Genomic DNA, 17,773 nt, shown 5'->3' with positions numbered 1-17,773 from the left:
TCTTTTTCATTGAAGGAACAAACGTGACGCAGATCTACGGCCATCGCGGCGCCAAGGGCGAAGCCCCGGAAAACACCCTGACCAGCTTCCAGCAGTGCCTCGGGCACGGCGTGCGGCGCTGCGAACTCGACCTGCACCTGTCGGCCGACAACGAGCTGATGGTGATCCATGACCCGACCCTGAAACGCACCACCGGCCGCCGCGGCAAGGTGGTCGAGCATCCCGCCGCCGACCTGGTGACCTACGACGCGCGCAAGGGTGGTCCGGGCTGGGTGCAGCCCTGCCCTATCCCGCGCCTTGAGGAGCTGTTCGAGAAATGCCCGTTCGAGCACTGGCAACTGGAGGTCAAGAGCGCCTCGCGCACCCGTGCGGCAACCACCGTCCTGGCCATTCGCGAAATGGCCCAGCGCTTCGGCCTGCTGGACAAGGTGACCATCACCTCCAGCTCCCGCGAAGTACTGGGTGCCGCCCAGGAACTGGTCCCGGACATTTCCCGCGGGCTGGTGGCGGAATATGCCTGGCTCGACCCGCTGAAGGTCGCGCAGAACTACGGTTGCGAGCTGCTGGCATTGAACTGGACGCTGTGCAGCCCCGAGCGGCTGGTCAAGGCCCAGCGCCAGGGATTGCATGTGTCGGTGTGGACAGTCAACGAGCCGGCGCTGATGCGCCGACTCGCCGACTTCGGCGTGGACAGCCTGATTACAGACTTTCCCGGTTTGGCCACTGCCACCCTCGGGAATCGCTGAAATCGATCTCCCCGGCCGGCTCAGGCCACCGGCCGGAGCCGCTCAAAAAAGCCGGTTGAGGCCATCGTAGGCCGCTACCCGATAGGCTTCGGCCATGGTCGGGTAGTTGAAGGTGGTGTTGACGAAGTACTTCAGGGTATTGCGCTCACCCGGCTGATCCATGATGGCCTGGCCGATATGGACGATCTCCGACGCCTGGTAGCCGAAGCAGTGCACACCGAGGATCTGCAGGGTTTCACGGTGGAACAGGATCTTCAGCATGCCTTGCGGCTCGCCGGCGATCTGCGCCCGGGCCATGCTCTTGAAGAAGGCCTTGCCCACTTCGTAAGGCACCTTGGCCTGGGTCAGTTCCTGCTCGTTCTTGCCGATCGAGCTGATCTCGGGAATGGTGTAGATCCCGGTCGGCACGTCGTTGACGAAGCGCCAGCTGCCATTGTCGACGATGCTGCCGGCAGCGGAACGGCCCTGGTCATGGGCGGCACTGGCCAGGCTCGGCCAGCCGATCACGTCACCGGCGCCGTAGATGTTCGGCACCTGGGTACGGTAGGCCTCGTCCACTTCGATCTGGCCGCGACTGTTGACCTTGATGCCGATGTTTTCCAGCCCGAGCTTGTCGGTGTTGCCGGTGCGGCCGTTGCACCACAGCAAGGCGTCGGCCTTGATCTTCTTGCCCGACTTCAGGTGCAGGATCACCCCGTTGTCCAGGCCTTCGACGCGCTCGTACTCTTCGTTGTGACGCACCGTGATGTTGTTGTTGCTGAAGTGATAGCTCAGGGCTTGGGAGATTTCCGAATCGAGGAAGCTCAGCAGCTGGCCACGGTTGTCCACCAGCTCCACCAGGACACCCAGGCCGCTGAAGATCGACGCATATTCGCAACCGATCACACCGGCGCCGTAGACGATCAGCTTGCGCGGGGTGTGGCCGAGGCTGAGGATGGTGTCGCTATCGTAGATGCGCGGGTGATGGAAATCGATATCGGCAGGGCGATAAGGGCGCGAGCCGGTGGCGATGATGATGTGCTTGGCCACCAGTTTCTCGACCACACCATTGGCACAGACCACTTCCACGGTCTGCTCGTCGGCGAAGCTGCCGGTGCCGACGAAGACATCCACGCGGTTGCGCGCGTAGTAGCCGGTGCGCGAGGCGACCTGCTTGGAAATCACCTTCTCGGCGCTCTTGAGCACGTCGGGGAAGGAGAACCAGCGCGGTTCGCCAATGGCCCGGAACATCGGGTTGGTGTTGAACTGCATGATCTGGCGCACCGAGTGACGCAGGGCCTTGGACGGGATGGTGCCCAGATGGGTGCAGTTGCCGCCGACCTGGCGACGGCTATCGACCATCGCCACCTTGCGTCCTGCCTTGGCGGCATTCATTGCAGCCCCTTCTCCTGCGGGGCCGGAACCCAGCACCACTACGTCGTAGTTGTAGACAGCCATGCGTACTCCTTCAGAACAGGCCCGGGCGCCACACCGGCGACCGGGGCATCATGGCGCACGGTTGGACGCCATGAAAAAATTCGGGTGCAGTCTAATCAAGCTTGAACGGCGCGCACATTAACCCTTGGTCGCGTCGTAGGCTATTTTTCTCTGCACTACATGCAAGACATTCATTCTTCGTTTTTCCCTGCGTTCCTACCGACGATCCGCTCGAAGGCCGGGGTCACACGGGCGATAAAACCGCTATCGGCACGCATGACGAAAACCGCAGGCAGATTCTGTGCCACGGCGAATTCCCAACCCTGCTCCGGCCCGAGGATCAGCAACAGGGTCGAATAACCGTCGGCTACCAGCGCCGAAGTCTCGAACACCGTGACCGCCGCCAGCGCATGAGCGATCGGCCTGCCGAGCCGGGCATCGAAGGTGTGGGAAAAGCGCTGGCCATTTTCCTCGAAATAGTTGCGGTAGTCACCCGAGGTGGACACTCCAAGCCCATCGATGCCGAGGATCTGCTCGGCGATCTGGCGGTCTTCCCGCGGCCACTCCAGGGCCACGCGCCAGGCGCTGCCATCGGGCTTGCGGCCGACCGCCTTGAGTTCGCCGGTGACTTCCACCAGCAGGTCGTCGATGCCCAGCGCGTGCAGGCGTTCGACGATGCGATCGACACTGAAGCCGGCGGCGATGCTGTTGAAGTCCAGCTCCAGGGCGATGTCCTTGCATAACTGCTGGCCGTCGATACGCAGATGGCCCTGCCCTACGCGCTGGCGGACTTCGGCCAGGCGCTCGGCAGAGGGGACTTTTTCTTCGCGCGACTGCGGACCGAAGCCCCAAAGGTCCATCAAGGGTTCGACGCTGAGATCGAAGGCGCCACCACTTTCGCGCCAGAGGGTTTCGCCCAGGCGCACCAGCTTGAGCACATCGGCGGGCATCGGCTGGCAACTGTCGGCGGGCAGGCGGTTGAAGCGGGCGACTTCGGAGTCGCTGCGGTAGGTGGAGAAATGCTGGTCGATCTCGGCGAGGATGCTTTCGATCTCCTGCTTGACCTGGCCGGCGTCCGGGCCCGAGGCGGGCGGGACGTATTGCACGGTCCAGGTGCTGCCCATGGTGGGGCCGGTGAGGCGCTCGACCGGGTCGGGTTTGCTGCATCCGGTCAGGATTATCAGGGCACAGAGGGTGCTCAGGATTGGTTTCAAACCGTCCTCCTAGGCAAGCCTTGAGGGCCTCATCGCCGGCAACGCCGGCTCCCACAGGAATTGCGTGCACCGCCACCTGTGGGAGCCGGCGTTGCCGGCGATAGGGCCCTCAAGAACAAAACAAAACGCCAAAAAAACGGGAACCCGCAGGCTCCCGTTCCTTTTCAACGCACCAGCAAGCTTAGCGCGGGAACGCAGGCGGGTTCACACCAGCCATGTCTTCCATCACGCGCACTACCTGGCAGCTGTAACCGAATTCGTTGTCGTACCAGACGTACAGGACAACACGGTTTTCGTTGCAGATGGTGGCTTCGGCGTCGACCACACCGGCGTGACGCGAACCGACGAAGTCGGTCGATACCACTTCCTGGCTGCTCACGTAGTCGATCTGCTTGTGCAGCTCGGAGTGCATGGCGGTCTGGCGCAGGTACTCGTTCAGCTCTTCGCGAGTCGTGGCCTTTTCCAGGTTCAGGTTGAGGATCGCCATGGAGACGTTCGGCGTCGGAACGCGGATGGCGTTGCCGGTCAGTTTGCCCTTGAGCACTGGCAGTGCCTTGGCGGCAGCAGTGGCGGCGCCGGTCTCGGTGATGACCATGTTCAGCGGCGCGGCACGACCGCGACGGCTGCCCTTGTGGAAGTTGTCGATCAGGTTCTGGTCGTTGGTGAACGAGTGAACGGTTTCGACGTGGCCGTTGACGATGCCGTACTGGTCATTCAGCGCCTTCAGCACCGGCACGATGGCGTTGGTGGTGCAGGAAGCGGCGGAGATGATCTTGTCGTCGGCAGTGATGTCGCCGTGGTTGATGCCGTGCACGATGTTCTTCAGCGCGCCCTTGCCAGGTGCGGTGAGGATCACGCGGGCAGCGCCCGGGCAGGCCAGGTGCTGGCCCAGGCCCTCGGCGTCGCGCCATACACCGGTGTTGTCGACGATCAGGGCGTTGTCGATACCGTACTGGGTGTAGTCGACTTCGCTCGGCGCCTTGGCGTAGATCACCTGGATCAGGTTGCCGTTGGCGGTGATGGTGTTGTTCTCTTCGTCGACGGTGATGGTGCCGTCGAACGGGCCGTGAACCGAGTCACGACGCAGCAGGCTGGCACGCTTGATCAGGTCGTTGGTCGCGCCCTTGCGCACGACGATGGCGCGCAGGCGCAGGCCGTCGCCACCACCGGTCTTCTCGATCAGGATGCGCGCCAGCAGGCGGCCGATGCGGCCGAAACCGTACAGGACGACGTCGGTGCCCTTGCGTGCGGAAGCGTTCTGCTGACCGACCACTTCGGCCAGTTCTTCACGGACGAACTGCTCGACGCTGCGGCCGTTGCCTTCGAGCTTGAACTTGTTGGCCAGCTTGCCCAGGTCGACCGAGGCGGCGCCCAGTTTCAGCTCGCTCATGGCCTTGAGCAGGGGGAATGTCTCGTGGACGGACAGTTCGGTTTCGTCGCTCTGGCGATGGCGGGCAAAGCGATGCGCTTTGAGGATCGAGATCACCGAGCGGTTGATCAGGCTGCGGCCATAGATCGAGCTCACCACGTTGTTATTGCGGTAGAGCTGACCGATAAGCGGGATCATCGCTTCTGCAAGTGCTTCACGATCAATCCACTCACCAAGACACTGGTCGGGCTTCTGAGTCACGGGAACCTTCCACATGTAGGGACAGAAAAAAGGGGCTACATTATGACGCCGAGCTCTCGTTCGAGCAATGAGCGCCTGTCGCCCCCGTTACGTCGCGCCAATTTGACCACTGCAAGCCTTACCCCATGGGCTTCGGACCGGTACAATCGATCTCTTTGTCGCAACGCTTGGAGCTCGACCTCCCGTGCCAGTTCTGCGTCTACCGCACCTTCCGGCCACCGCCGGCAAACAAACCTGGGGCAACCTGCCCGGCGCCGCCCTGAGCCTGGCCATCGCCGAGGCTGCCAGCGCCGCCAAGCGCTTCACCCTGCTACTGACCGCCGATAGCCAGAGCGCCGACCGGCTGGAACAGGAACTGCGCTTCTTCGCGCCGGAGCTGGCGGTGTTGCCCTTCCCCGATTGGGAAACCCTGCCCTACGACCTGTTCTCCCCGCACCAGGACATCATCTCGCAGCGGATCGCCAGCCTGTACCGCCTGCCGGAGCTGGACCACGGCATCCTGGTGGTGCCGATCACCACCGCCCTGCACCGCCTGGCGCCAACCCGCTTCCTGCTCGGCAGCAGCCTGGTCCTGGATATCGGCCAGAAGCTCGATGTGGAACAGATGCGCAGCCGCCTGGAGGCCAGCGGCTACCGCTGCGTCGATACCGTCTACGAACATGGCGAGTTCGCCGTGCGCGGCGCCCTGATCGACCTGTTCCCCATGGGCAGCAAGCTGCCCTACCGCATCGATCTGTTCGACGACGAGATCGAGACCCTGCGCACCTTCGACCCGGAGACCCAGCGCTCCATCGACAAGGTCGGCTCGGTACGCCTGCTGCCGGCGCGGGAATTCCCCCTGCAGAAGGACGCGGTGACCCGCTTCAAGGCGCGCTTCCGCGAGCGCTTCGACGTGGACTTCCGCCGCAGCCCGATCTTCCAGGACCTCACCAGCGGGATCATCCCCGCCGGCATCGAGTACTACCTGCCGCTGTTCTTCGATGAAACCTCGACCCTGTTCGACTACCTGCCCCAGGATACCCAGGTGTTCTCCCTGCCGGGCGTGGAACAGGCCGCCGAGCATTTCTGGAACGACGTGCGCGGCCGCTACGAAGAGCGCCGCATCGATCCGAACCGGCCACTGCTGCCGCCCGCCGAGCTGTTCCTGCCGGTGGAAGACTGCTTTGCCAGGCTCAAGGGCTGGCCGCGCATCGTGGTCAGCGCCGATGACGTGGATGCCGGCGTCGGCCGCGAGCGTTTCCCGGCGCAGAAACTGCCGAACCTGGCCATCGAGGCCAAGGCCAACCAGCCGCTGGCCGCGCTTTCGGAGTTCCTCGACCAGTTCCCCGGCCGCGTACTGTTCACCGCCGAATCCGCAGGCCGGCGCGAAGTGCTCCTGGAACTGCTCGAACGCCTGAAACTGCGCCCGCAGACCGTGGACAGCTGGCTCGACTTCGTCACCGGCAAGGAGCGCCTGGCGATCACCATCGCCCCGCTGGACGACGGCCTGGTGCTGGAAGACCCGGCCCTGGCGCTGGTCGCCGAAAGCCCGTTGTTCGGCCAGCGCGTGATGCAGCGCCGACGTCGCGAAAAACGCAGCGACGCCAGCAACGACGCGGTGATCAAGAACCTTACCGAGCTGCGCGAAGGCGCCCCGGTGGTGCATATCGACCACGGTGTCGGCCGCTACCTGGGCCTGGCGACTTTGGAGATCGACAACCAGGCCGCCGAATTCCTCACCCTGGAATACGCCGAAGGCGCCAAGCTCTACGTGCCGGTAGCCAACCTGCACCTGATCGCCCGCTACACCGGCAGCGACGACGCTCTGGCCCCGCTGCACCGGCTCGGCTCCGAGACGTGGCAGAAGGCCAAGCGCAAGGCGGCCGAGCAGGTTCGCGATGTCGCCGCCGAGCTGCTCGACATCTATGCCCGCCGCGCCGCGCGCAAGGGTTACGCCTTCGCCGACCCGGCCGCCGATTACGCCGCATTCAGCGCCGGCTTCCCCTTCGAGGAAACCCCGGACCAGCAGAACGCCATCGAAGCGGTGCGCGAGGACATGCTTGCCGCCAAGCCGATGGACCGCCTGGTCTGCGGCGACGTCGGCTTCGGCAAGACCGAGGTGGCCATGCGCGCCGCCTTCATCGCTGTGCACAGCGGTCGCCAGGTGGCCATCCTGGTGCCCACCACCCTGCTCGCCCAGCAGCACTACAACAGCTTCCGCGACCGCTTCGCCGACTGGCCAGTAAGCGTTGAAGTGATGAGCCGCTTCAAGTCGGCCAAGGAAGTCAGCACCGCCATGGGCGAGCTGGCCGAGGGCAAGATCGATATCGTCATCGGCACCCACAAGCTGTTGCAGGACGACGTCAAGTTCAAGGACCTGGGCCTGGTCATCATCGACGAGGAGCACCGTTTCGGCGTGCGCCAGAAGGAACAGCTCAAGGCCCTGCGCAGCGAAGTCGACATCCTCACCCTGACTGCCACGCCGATCCCGCGCACGCTGAACATGGCGGTGTCGGGCATGCGCGATCTGTCGATCATCGCCACCCCGCCGGCCCGCCGCCTGTCGGTGCGCACCTTCGTCATGGAGCAGAACAAGAGCACGATCAAGGAAGCATTGCTGCGCGAGCTGCTGCGCGGCGGCCAGGTCTACTACCTGCACAACGATGTGAAGAGCATCGAGAAATGCGCCGCCGACCTCGCCGAACTCGTGCCCGAGGCGCGCATCGGCATCGGCCACGGGCAGATGCGCGAGCGCGAACTCGAACAGGTGATGAGCGACTTCTATCACAAGCGCTTCAACGTGCTGATCGCCTCGACCATCATCGAGACCGGCATCGACGTGCCGAGTGCCAACACCATCATCATCGAGCGCGCCGACAAGTTCGGCCTGGCCCAGCTGCACCAGTTGCGCGGCCGGGTCGGACGCAGCCACCACCAGGCCTACGCCTACCTGCTGACGCCGCCGCGCCAGCAGATCACCGCCGATGCGGAGAAGCGCCTGGAGGCCATCGCCAACACCCAGGATCTGGGTGCCGGCTTCGTGCTGGCGACCAACGACCTGGAAATCCGCGGCGCTGGCGAGCTGCTCGGCGAAGGCCAGAGCGGGCAGATCCAGGCGGTGGGTTTCACCCTCTACATGGAAATGCTCGAACGTGCGGTCAAGGCAATCCGCAAGGGCACCCAGCCGAACCTCGACCAGCCGCTGGGCGGTGGCCCGGAGATCAACCTGCGCCTGCCGGCGCTGATTCCCGAGGACTACCTGCCCGACGTGCATGCGCGGCTGATCCTGTACAAGCGCATCGCCTCGGCGGTGGACGAAGACGGCCTCAACGACCTGCAAGTGGAGATGATCGACCGCTTCGGCCTGCTCCCCGAGCCGACCAAGAACCTGATCCGCCTGACCCTGCTCAAGCTGCAGGCGGAGAAGCTCGGGATCAAGAAGGTCGATGCCGGCCCGCAAGGCGGCAAGATCGAATTCGAAAGCGAGACCCCGGTCGATCCGCTGGTGCTGATCAAGCTGATCCAGGGCCAGCCCAAGCGCTACAAATTCGAAGGCGCCACCCAGTTCAGGTTCATGGTGCCCATGGAGCGCGCCGATGAACGATTCTCGACACTCGAAGCGCTGTTCGAGCGCCTCACCCCGCAAACCGCGTAAGGAAGATCCATGCGTGCCATTCGCAACCTCACCCTGCTGCTGGCGCTGGTCGCGCCGGCGGTCTTCGCCGACACCCAGTACCTGGTGGAAATGATCCTGGTGCGACAGAACGCGGTACCGGCCATCACCAGCCAGTTCGCTCCGGAAAACTGGAGCGACGGCGCCGCACCGATCGCGCAGTACGATGTGCGCCAGCCGATTCTCGACAAGGAAGTGGCCGCGCTCGCCGCCAACAGCCAGTACACCGTGCTGGCGCACAAGGCCTGGCAGCAGAGCGTTGGCAGTGGCGTGTCGAAGGTCGCCATCAGTGACGGCCAGGAGCAGTTCGGCCACTTCCCCATCGAAGGCAACCTGAGTCTGGGCGAAGCGCGGTTCATCAGTGTCGAGGCAAACTTCTGGGTCAACCAGTTCGACGCCAACGGCGCAGTGATACAGAGCGAGGCGTTCAAGCAGGGCAACAAGAACGTGAAGAGCGCGGAACTGACCTTCCTCGATGGCGGACACCTGGCGCTGCTGGTGAAGATTCGCAAAGTCGGAGCGCCGGCGAGCCCGGCGCCTGATCCCGAGATGATGGAGCAGTAAGACATGCCTCATATGCTCGACCGACTGCTCGGAAGTAGCGCCTGGCAGGACGAATTCAGTGCCAGGGTGCTGGAACGCGGGCTCGGTTACGCGAGACAGCAGCGGGTCCGCATCGTAAAGGTCGAGAACGACACGATCCACGCCACCTGCGAAGGCTCGGGCGATCACCGCTACAGGCAGGTGATCGGCATAAAACCGCGTGGAGACGATGGATACTGGGTTGATTGCGATTGCACCTGCCCGGTGGGCGTCGACTGCAAGCACTGCGCTGCCGTGCTCTACTACGCCCAGGATCATCTCGAACCCTCGGGTGAGAGGCTGACCGCGGATCTGGAGTCCTGGCTGGACAAACTGGAAAAGCCCGCGCCGGACAGCGTCGAGCAGCGGCCAGACAGCCAGGGCCGTGCCCTCTACTACTTCATCCATTTCGATGAAGACATCTTCTGCCTGAAGATCAGGAAAGGCACACGGCAACCCAATGGGAGCATCCAGTTCGCCAACCTGCGCTCGATCCCCGAACTGCTGTTCCAGCCACCCAGGTACGTCACCCCGCAAGACCGGCAGATTCTCCTGCACCTTAATCGCAAGGAGCGATTCTGGGGCATGACCTTCCCCCTCGATGAAAAACATGACAGCGAGGTGTTCCAGCAAGCGCTGGACAGCGGCCGCCTGATGTTCGACGAGGGCATGCGCCCGGTGACCCAGGGCCCGGTCCGGGACGCCGAGTTCCGTTGGGTACGCCAGAAGAACGGTCACTACTGGGGAATGTGGCATCACGGCGATGAACCCGTGCGCCGGGTCCTGCCGCTGCAACCGTTGTACTGGTTCGATATCACCATCATGCAGGCCGGCCTGCTCCGGCATAGCCTGGATCCTTACGTTGCCCAGCAACTGACCCTGGCACCGGACGTACCGGAACCCTTGGTAGCCCAGCTCAGCCACCGCCTCGCGGCTTTGGACAAGCAACTGCCGACACCCACCAGGCTGCGCGAAGAAACCCTCGACGGCATCCAGCCCATCGCCCACCTGATCCTCGGAAGCCACGAATTCAGCGCCTACGCCCCGAAGAGCGGGCGCATGCAGCGCCAGTTGCAACACCGCGCCGCCCTGTCGTTCAACTACGACGGCCTGCGTGCCAGCGGCAACAAGCCACTGACCCGCTTCGTCGACAATGTCACCCAGCATATCCAGCGCGACGCCAAGGCCGAACAAGCCTTGCGCAAGGTCCTGCATGGCTGGGGCTTCAAGGTCGCCACCCGACAAAGCAAGGCCCTGCCGGAAAGCGCCGGCGAACTGCTGCTGCTCGACACCGACCAGCAATGGCTGGACTTCGCCCGTGAAGGCCTGCCCGCGCTGCGTGAGGCTGGCTGGGAAATCGAGATCCACGCCGACTTCGCCTTCAACCTGCAGGAAGTGGACGAGTGGTACGCCGACATCGAGGAAGGCGGCGGGCACCAATGGTTCGACCTGGAGCTGGGCATCGTGGTCAACGGCGAACGCCACAGCCTGCTGCCGATCCTCCTGCACCTGCTGCGCAGCAATCCGGAACTGCTGCGCAGCAGCGAACTGGCCAGGCGCGGCGACGACGAACACCTGCTGATCGACCTCAATCGCCATCGCCACGGCACCACGGCAGCACGGGTCGCCCTGCCCTACGCGCGGATCAAACCGCTGATGGCGACCCTTGGCGAGCTGTACCTGACGGAAAACGATGGCCGCAGCCTGCGCCTGTCCGCCCCGGATGCGGCGCGCCTGAGCAACCTCGACGACATCTCCCTGACCTGGCAAGGCGGCGAACGCCTGCGTGACTTCGCCTCGCGCCTGAAGAATGCGCAGTACACCGAAGTCCAGGCGCCGCAAGGCCTGAATGCAACACTGCGGCCTTACCAGCTGGAAGGCCTGAGCTGGCTGCAAACCCTGCGTGAACTGGAGGTGGGTGGTTTGCTCGGCGACGACATGGGCCTGGGCAAGACCCTGCAGACCCTCAGCCATGTGCTCGCGGAAAAGAACGCCGGTCGCCTTGAAAGCCCGGCACTGGCGATCATGCCGACAAGCCTGATCCCCAACTGGCTTGACGAGGCCGAGCGCTTCGCTCCGCAGCTCAAGGTCGTCGCCCTGCATGGCGCCGGGCGCAACCGGCATTTCGCCAACCTGCGCGACTACGACCTGGTCCTCAGCACCTACGCCCTGCTCCCTCGCGATCTCGAGCACTTCACCCCGATCGACTGGCACCTGCTGATCCTCGACGAAGCGCAGAACATCAAGAACGCCACCAGCAAGGCCGCCCAGGCCGCCCGCGAGCTGAAAGCCGACCAGCGCCTGTGCCTGACCGGCACGCCCATGGAAAACAACCTGGGCGAGCTCTGGTCGATCTTCCACTTCCTCATGCCGGGCTGGCTGGGCGACAGCAAGACCTTCGCCCGCGACTACCGCACGCCCATCGAGAAGTACGGCGATAGCGAACGCATGAGCCACCTGGCCGCGCGGATCCGCCCGTTCCTGCTGCGCCGGACCAAGGAGCAGGTGGCGACCGAGTTGCCGGCGAAAAGCGAGATCATCCACTGGGTCGATCTCAGCGACGCCCAGCGCGACACCTACGAAACCGTGCGGGTAGCGATGGACAGCAAGGTCCGCGCCGAAATCACCCGCAATGGCGCGGCGCGCAGCCAGATCGTGATTCTCGAAGCCTTGCTCAAGCTGCGCCAGGTCTGCTGCGACCTGCGCCTGGTGGCCAATGCCACAGTGAAAGGGTCGCAGTCCGACAAGGGCAAACTGGGCAGCCTGATGGACATGCTCGACGACCTGCTCAGCGAAGGGCGCAAGATCCTGCTGTTCTCCCAGTTCACTTCGATGCTGGCGCTCATCGAGCAAGAACTGGAGAAGCGCAAGATCCGCTACAGCCTGCTGACCGGCGACACCAAGGACCGGCGCACGCCGGTGCAGGAGTTCCAGAATGGCGACACACCCCTGTTCCTGATCAGCCTCAAGGCCGGCGGCACCGGGCTCAACCTCACCGCCGCCGACACCGTGATCCATTACGACCCCTGGTGGAACCCGGCCACGGAAAACCAGGCCACCGACCGCGCATATCGCATCGGCCAGGACAAGCCGGTATTCGTCTACAAACTGATCACCCGCGGCACCGTGGAAGAGAAGATCCAGCAACTGCAGAAGGAAAAGGCGGCGCTGGCAGCGGGGTTGCTGGAGGGGAACGCCGCGGGTCAGTGGAAGCTGGCGGCGGATGATATCGAGGCGTTGTTCTCGCCGTTGCCGGAGCAGCAGAAGGCTCGCTGAGAACATCCGCACCACTTAAGCATTAGCCCGATCCGACTGAAGCCGGGACTTCGGACATGCACTACAGTCAGGCTTGAGAGACGCTCTTTATTTCCGCAGTAGGGCTACCTGTATTCCTCATGAATGGTTCATTCACGAAACAGGAGTCCAACATGGGCATATCCAACCTGGGCCGCTGCGCGTTCGCGGCGATGATGGTGGTTATGGCGCACGCAGCGTTCGCTGCAACGCCCGAGGAGGTCAAGGGGCACTTCCTGGATGTGCCCGCCTTGCTGGAAAACCATGCGGACACCAGCACCTCGCCCCTTCTGGCCAATATCAAGGCACCGCATCTGGAAGCGCAGCCCAGCGCCGCCGGCTATCGCGTGAACAGCGCCATGCTGGTCGATACGCAGGGCAAGCCCGATGGGTTTATCGTACTGGTCAATCGCGACGATGGCGCCTTTACAGCACTGGTCAACACCGCGGCACGAAGCGGCCTGGTCGTGGGTAAGGCCGATGGCTCCCAGACGTTCCAGGAAGAGCCGAAATCGGACAGGGAGGATGACTACGTCATGGAGCCGCAGCCGACGGCGGAACAGACCCGGCGAACGGATAAATCCCCCGCTACCCCTGCGGACGCCGAACAGCCCGTCGTCCTGACGATACTTGCAGGATTCTCGCATGCCTCCGCAGAGCGGGTCGGTGACCCGACCGCTTTTGCACAGGCACAGATCGAGACCTTGAACATGGCGCTCAGAAACACTGGATTGCTCCATATCAAGGCGGTCCTTGCCGGTGTTTCCACGACCCCGATCGATTACGAGATAAGCTCACCCAGCCTGGCCATGCTGGAAAGTCTCTTTCCCAACCATGCCAAAGCGGACCTGATAGCCAGCTTCGTCGGAACCTGGAATGGCATCAATGGAATAGCCTACCGGAATGGCCGACTCAGCATGACCCATGTAGCCACCACCAGCACCTTCGCCCATGAGATAGGCCATAACATCGGCGGCATACATTGCCCGGAGGGAAATGGATACCACTTCGGTTACTTCACGGGAGAGTACAGCTCATTGCTGTGCCGCAAGGGCAGTTGGTTCCTTTCGTACTCCAATCCAGCCAAGCGCGCCCCGGACGGTGTCCCCCTCGGCGATCCGGCAACTGCCGACATGGCCCGGGTCTGGCGAGAGAACGCGCCAGGCAAAAGCAGTGGTGAGGGCAACGATATGACCAGGCCTATGCTGTTGAGCAGCCTCAGCGCACCCACCCAATGCGTGGACGTACTGGGTGGCAACCCCGGGGAAGGCTCTGAAGTCGGGCTCTGGTTATGCGACAGGTTCAACCCCAATCAGCGCTGGTACAAGAGCTACTACGACGAGAAAATCCAGTTCAGGCTCGCGGCCAAACCATCACTTTGCCTTCGTATGGGGGTAGGCACGGGTTACCAAAGCGTCAGCCTTTCAGAATCGACTTGCGCCAATGAACGCTGGCTTGCCGAGGGAAGGGCCCTGAGGACTTCGGGATACAACCTGATCATGTACATGGTCAGGTTCAGCGACAACAGCCTTACCGCCGTACCAGGCGCGCCAGCCAATCCCGACGACCCCGGATACCATTGGTTTACCCACCCTGCCGACTAGCAGGTCTTGCAACAGCGGACCAAAAAACCGCAACGTCGTCAGTCGACCAGCTGCGCTTGCTTCAGCGCCCCCAGCGCCTCCAGCCAGCGCGGCTGCTGCCGGTAGTCGGTACGCGCAAAACCCTGCCCGCGCATCCGCGCAATGCGCGCAGAAGGCTTGACCTGCATCCGCTGCGCCGCACTCAAGGCCAACTCCGCCGCAGCGCGATCGTTGCACACCAGCCCCATATCACAGCCGGCGCTCAGCGCCGCCTCGATCCGGCTCGCCGCATCACCCACCACGTGGGCACCGGCCATGGACAGGTCATCGCTGAAGATCACACCATCGAAGCCCAGCTCGCCACGCAGGATTTCCTGCAGCCACCGGCGGGAGAAACCAGCGGGCTGGTTGTCGATCTGCGGGTAGATGACATGGGCCGGCATTACAGCTGCCAACTGGCCGCTGAGCCGGGTGAACGGCACCAGGTCGGCAGCACGGATCTGCTCCAGGCTGCGCTCGTCGGTAGGAATGGCCACATGGGAGTCGGCCTCGGCCCAGCCGTGACCGGGGAAGTGCTTGCCACAAGCCGCCATGCCCGCCGCGTTCATACCGCGGATAAAGGCGCCGGCCAAGGCCGTGGCGCGTTGCGGATCGCCCTCGAACGCGCGACTGCCGACCACAGCGCTGCGCTGGTGATCGAGGTCCAGCACCGGAGCGAAACTCAGGTCCAGGCCCACCGCCAGCACTTCGGTCGCCATCAGCCAGCCGCACTGCTCGGCGAGGTACTCGGCGTTGTCGTTGTCGGCGATGGCGCGCATCGCCGGCAAACGCACGAAGCCCTGGCGCAGGCGCTGGACACGGCCGCCTTCCTGGTCCACGGCGAGGATCAGGTCCGGGCGGACGGCGCGGATCGACGCGGTCAGCTCGCGCACCTGGCGCGGGCTGTCGATGTTGCGGGCAAAGATGATCAGGCCGGCCACTTCGGGCTGGCGCAGGAGATGGCGGTCTTCGGCGGTCAGCCAGGTACCGGCGATATCCACCATCAGGGAGCCTTGCAGGCTGGCAGTCATGAATGATCCTTCAGTTAAGGGGCGCGCCTGCCCACTGCGGGCAGGCGGCTTCTTCGATTCGTACCGGGCAGTGCGCCGGAACCTGGTCGAACAGCTTCAACAGGTCGACATTGCGCAGGCGAATGCAGCCATGGGACAACGGCACGCCCATGGGCTCGGTGTCCGGCGTGCCGTGCAGATAGATGTAGCGGCGGAAAGTATCGACCGGCCCCAGGCGATTGCGGCCGGGTTCGCAGCCGCTGAGCCAGAGAATGCGGGTCAGGATCCAGTCGCGGCCGGGAAACTGCTCGTGCAGCGCGGGGCTCCAGGTTTCACCGGTCCAGCGTCGGCCACGCAGCACCGCACCTTGTGGCAGGCCGGCACCGATCTTCGCCCGCACCTGGTGCAGGCCACGCGGCGTACAGCCCGAACCGTTGCGTTCACCCGGGCCGTTGAGCGCCGTGGACACCGGCAGGCGCACGACCAGGCGCCCCTGGGCGAAGCCGTACAGGGCCTGGTCGGCGAGGGAAATATGCAGCAGATCGAGAGTAGACATGGGGCGCTAGCTTAGCCGAAGCCAGGCGTCACGCCCAGTCGCAATCAGGCCTTGGCCGGAGCCGGCGCACCGGTCGACTTGCTGCGCGGGCGCAGTTGCGCTGCGGCCATGGCCTCGTCGGTGACCCCGCTGTCGGCACGCATGCCGGCGGCGAGGAACGGCACCATCAGGCGCATCACCTGTTCGATGGACGTGTTGACACCGAAATCGGTTTCGGCGATCGCCCGCAACGCCTTGATCCCGGACATGCTGAACGCTGCGGCACCGAGCATGAAATGCACGCGCCAGAACAGCTCGATCGGGGGAATGCGCGGGGCTGCCTCGTTGACCAGCAGCATGTAGCGGCGGAAGACCTTGCCGTACATGTCCTCCAGATACCGCCGAAGGTGCCCCTGGCTCTCGCTGAAGGCCAGGCCCAGCAAGCGCATGAAGATGGACAGGTCGTTGCCGCTGCGCGGCTGTACCACCAGTGCCTGTTCCACGAGCATTTCAAGGAGCTCTTCGAGGCTTGGCCTGTGCTCGGGGCGCGCCTGGCGCCGGTCCAGTTCGCGTTCGAGGCTTTGGCAGAACGGCCCCAGGAAACGCGAGAAAACCGCCTGGATCAAGGCTTTCTTCGAGCCGAAGTGATAATTGACCGCCGCCAGGTTGACCCCGGCCTTGCTGGTGATCAGGCGCAGCGAGGTTTCGGCGAAGCCTTTTTCCGCGAACAGCTGCTCTGCAGCATCAAGAATGCGTTCGACGGTTTCCGATTGGGCCATGAAATGATCTACCTGACAAACAGTTGTTTGAAACATACGTTTCATCTACGTGACTGTCAAGTCAGAGGGCGCTATTAGAGCACAGCCGCCCCGCTTTTTCTTACCGCCTGTAGCCTGAAGCTTGCAGCAGCCAATCTACTGTATATAATCCCAGTCACTGTATAAAAAGACAGAGCCATCGACATGCTAAAACTGACGCCACGCCAAGCTGAGATTCTGGCTTTTATCAAGCGCTGCCTGGAAGACAACGGCTTCCCGCCTACCCGCGCCGAAATCGCCCAGGAGCTGGGCTTCAAGTCTCCCAATGCCGCCGAAGAGCATCTCAAGGCACTGGCACGCAAGGGTGCAATCGAGATGACGCCGGGCGCATCCCGTGGCATCCGCATTCCAGGCTTCGAAGCCCGCCCGCCACAGGACGAGACCTCGCTGCCGATCATCGGCCGGGTCGCCGCCGGCGCCCCCATCCTCGCGGAGCAGCACATCGAGGAGTCCTGCGCCATCAACCCTTCGTTCTTCCATCCTCGCGCCGATTATCTGTTGCGCGTGCATGGCATGAGCATGAAGGACGTCGGCATCTTCGACGGCGACCTTCTCGCCGTGCACACCGCCCGCGAAGCACGCAATGGGCAGATCGTCGTAGCCCGGCTGGGTGACGAAGTCACGGTCAAGCGCTTCAAACGTGAAGGCAGCAAGGTTTGGCTGATCGCGGAAAATCCCGAATTCGCCCCCATCGAGGTCAACCTGAAGGAACAGGACCTGGTGATCGAGGGGTTGAGCGTCGGCGTCATTCGCCGGTAACCAGGAGGCGTCATGCAGTTTACCCACACACCACAGCAAGCACAGTTACCCCTGTTCGAGGCATTCCTGGCCCAGCCTGCGCTGCCTGGACTCAAAGCGGAAAAGCCTGCGCGTTCCAGCAATGAACCGCAGGTCTTCAGCGAGTTGTCTTTCCGTGGTGCGCTGGAGCACTGCCAGAACCTGCTGGCACCGGTCCTGCGGGAATTGAGCGAGGAAGAAGATGCACGCTGGCTGACACTGATCGCACCACCTGCCAGCCTCACCCAGGCCTGGCTGCGTGATGCCGGGCTGAACCGCGAGCGCATCCTGATCCTGCAACCGCGTGGCAACCAAAGCGCCCTGCAACTGGCCTGCGACGCCCTGCGCCTGGGCCGCAGCCACACCGTGGTGAGCTGGCTGACCCCACTTGGCAGCGCAGCACGGCAACAACTAACCCGTGCCGCCAACGCCGGAAGCGCGCAGAGCCTGAACATTCGCCTGGGTTAACCGCTACGA

Annotated in this window: 13 protein-coding genes; 7 read left to right on the top strand and 6 right to left on the bottom strand. The window is 63.6% G+C overall.

What is annotated here, in order from left to right; translation table 11 throughout:
* The first annotated feature begins 23 nt into the window (after positions 1-23).
* Positions 24-746 (top strand): glycerophosphodiester phosphodiesterase, encoded by a 723-nt coding sequence (locus ACKLLE_RS23725; RefSeq protein WP_279899201.1) that lies wholly within the window; start codon positions 24-26, stop codon positions 744-746.
* A gap of 42 nt (positions 747-788) precedes the next feature.
* On the opposite strand, the gene sthA is transcribed toward ACKLLE_RS23725, so the two are convergent.
* The 3 genes from sthA to ACKLLE_RS23710 form a co-directional block, all read right to left on the bottom strand.
* Positions 789-2,183: a Si-specific NAD(P)(+) transhydrogenase gene (sthA, locus tag ACKLLE_RS23720; protein WP_009394761.1), complete on the bottom strand. Its 1,395-nt coding sequence runs from the start codon at positions 2,181-2,183 to the stop codon at positions 789-791.
* Positions 2,184-2,353: 170 nt separating this feature from the next.
* On the bottom strand, positions 2,354-3,376 hold the full coding sequence (locus ACKLLE_RS23715) for an FAD:protein FMN transferase (protein ID WP_420059230.1): 1,023 nt from the start codon (positions 3,374-3,376) through the stop codon (positions 2,354-2,356).
* A gap of 181 nt (positions 3,377-3,557) precedes the next feature.
* On the bottom strand, positions 3,558-5,021 hold the full coding sequence (locus tag ACKLLE_RS23710; protein WP_009404630.1) for a glyceraldehyde-3-phosphate dehydrogenase: 1,464 nt from the start codon (positions 5,019-5,021) through the stop codon (positions 3,558-3,560).
* A 169-nt stretch (positions 5,022-5,190) separates the two neighbouring features.
* Here ACKLLE_RS23710 and mfd point away from each other — a divergent pair, with 169 nt between their 5' ends.
* The 4 genes from mfd to ACKLLE_RS23690 all read left to right on the top strand — a co-directional run bounded on the left by mfd (position 5,191) and on the right by ACKLLE_RS23690 (position 14,138).
* Entirely contained in the window at positions 5,191-8,640 is a 3,450-nt protein-coding gene (gene mfd, locus ACKLLE_RS23705) for a transcription-repair coupling factor (RefSeq protein ID WP_009404629.1), read from the top strand.
* A gap of 9 nt (positions 8,641-8,649) precedes the next feature.
* On the top strand, positions 8,650-9,222 hold the full coding sequence (locus tag ACKLLE_RS23700; protein ID WP_420059229.1) for a CsiV family protein: 573 nt from the start codon (positions 8,650-8,652) through the stop codon (positions 9,220-9,222).
* Positions 9,223-9,234: 12 nt separating this feature from the next.
* Positions 9,235-12,516: a DEAD/DEAH box helicase gene (locus tag ACKLLE_RS23695; RefSeq protein WP_420059265.1), complete on the top strand. Its 3,282-nt coding sequence runs from the start codon at positions 9,235-9,237 to the stop codon at positions 12,514-12,516.
* 152 nt (positions 12,517-12,668) lie between these two features.
* Positions 12,669-14,138: a hypothetical protein gene (locus ACKLLE_RS23690; RefSeq protein WP_420059228.1), complete on the top strand. Its 1,470-nt coding sequence runs from the start codon at positions 12,669-12,671 to the stop codon at positions 14,136-14,138.
* Positions 14,139-14,176: 38 nt separating this feature from the next.
* Here ACKLLE_RS23690 and nagZ read toward each other — a convergent pair whose 3' ends face one another.
* Genes nagZ through ACKLLE_RS23675 form a run of 3 tightly spaced genes read right to left on the bottom strand, consistent with a single transcriptional unit; the run spans position 14,177 to position 16,480 of the window.
* Positions 14,177-15,175, bottom strand: a complete 999-nt coding sequence (gene nagZ / locus ACKLLE_RS23685; protein ID WP_420059264.1) for a beta-N-acetylhexosaminidase — start codon at positions 15,173-15,175, stop codon at positions 14,177-14,179.
* 22 nt (positions 15,176-15,197) lie between these two features.
* Positions 15,198-15,722, bottom strand: a complete 525-nt coding sequence (locus ACKLLE_RS23680) for a L,D-transpeptidase family protein (protein WP_420059227.1) — start codon at positions 15,720-15,722, stop codon at positions 15,198-15,200.
* Between the two features lie 44 nt (positions 15,723-15,766).
* Complete coding sequence (locus ACKLLE_RS23675; RefSeq protein ID WP_420059226.1) at positions 15,767-16,480, bottom strand: TetR/AcrR family transcriptional regulator; 714 nt, start codon at positions 16,478-16,480, stop codon at positions 15,767-15,769.
* Between the two features lie 183 nt (positions 16,481-16,663).
* Between ACKLLE_RS23675 and lexA the strand changes: the two genes are divergently transcribed.
* Positions 16,664-17,278, top strand: coding sequence for a transcriptional repressor LexA (gene lexA, locus ACKLLE_RS23670; RefSeq protein WP_064303187.1), 615 nt, complete (start codon positions 16,664-16,666; stop codon positions 17,276-17,278).
* A 12-nt stretch (positions 17,279-17,290) separates the two neighbouring features.
* Positions 17,291-17,764: an SOS-induced cell division inhibitor SulA gene (sulA, locus tag ACKLLE_RS23665; protein ID WP_064303188.1), complete on the top strand. Its 474-nt coding sequence runs from the start codon at positions 17,291-17,293 to the stop codon at positions 17,762-17,764.
* Positions 17,765-17,773 lie beyond the last annotated feature (9 nt).

It is taken from the genome of Pseudomonas bharatica (genome assembly GCF_048586865.1).
Taxonomy (GTDB): Bacteria; Pseudomonadota; Gammaproteobacteria; order Pseudomonadales; family Pseudomonadaceae; genus Aquipseudomonas; species Aquipseudomonas bharatica.
This window is presented reverse-complemented; position numbering and strand designations above follow the sequence as displayed.

Excerpts from the sequence above, each read along its gene's own strand:
- sulA (WP_064303188.1), top strand. The coding sequence starts at position 17,291 with ATGCAGTTTACCCACACACCACAGCAAGCACAGTTACCCCTGTTCGAG.
- ACKLLE_RS23695 (WP_420059265.1), top strand. The coding sequence starts at position 9,235 with ATGCTCGACCGACTGCTCGGAAGTAGCGCCTGGCAGGACGAATTCAGT.
- ACKLLE_RS23680 (WP_420059227.1), bottom strand. The coding sequence starts at position 15,722 with ATGTCTACTCTCGATCTGCTGCATATTTCCCTCGCCGACCAGGCCCTG.
- ACKLLE_RS23700 (WP_420059229.1), top strand. The coding sequence starts at position 8,650 with ATGCGTGCCATTCGCAACCTCACCCTGCTGCTGGCGCTGGTCGCGCCG.
- ACKLLE_RS23690 (WP_420059228.1), top strand. The coding sequence starts at position 12,669 with ATGGGCATATCCAACCTGGGCCGCTGCGCGTTCGCGGCGATGATGGTG.
- ACKLLE_RS23710 (WP_009404630.1), bottom strand. The coding sequence starts at position 5,021 with ATGTGGAAGGTTCCCGTGACTCAGAAGCCCGACCAGTGTCTTGGTGAG.
- lexA (WP_064303187.1), top strand. The coding sequence starts at position 16,664 with ATGCTAAAACTGACGCCACGCCAAGCTGAGATTCTGGCTTTTATCAAG.
- sthA (WP_009394761.1), bottom strand. The coding sequence starts at position 2,183 with ATGGCTGTCTACAACTACGACGTAGTGGTGCTGGGTTCCGGCCCCGCA.
- ACKLLE_RS23675 (WP_420059226.1), bottom strand. The coding sequence starts at position 16,480 with ATGGCCCAATCGGAAACCGTCGAACGCATTCTTGATGCTGCAGAGCAG.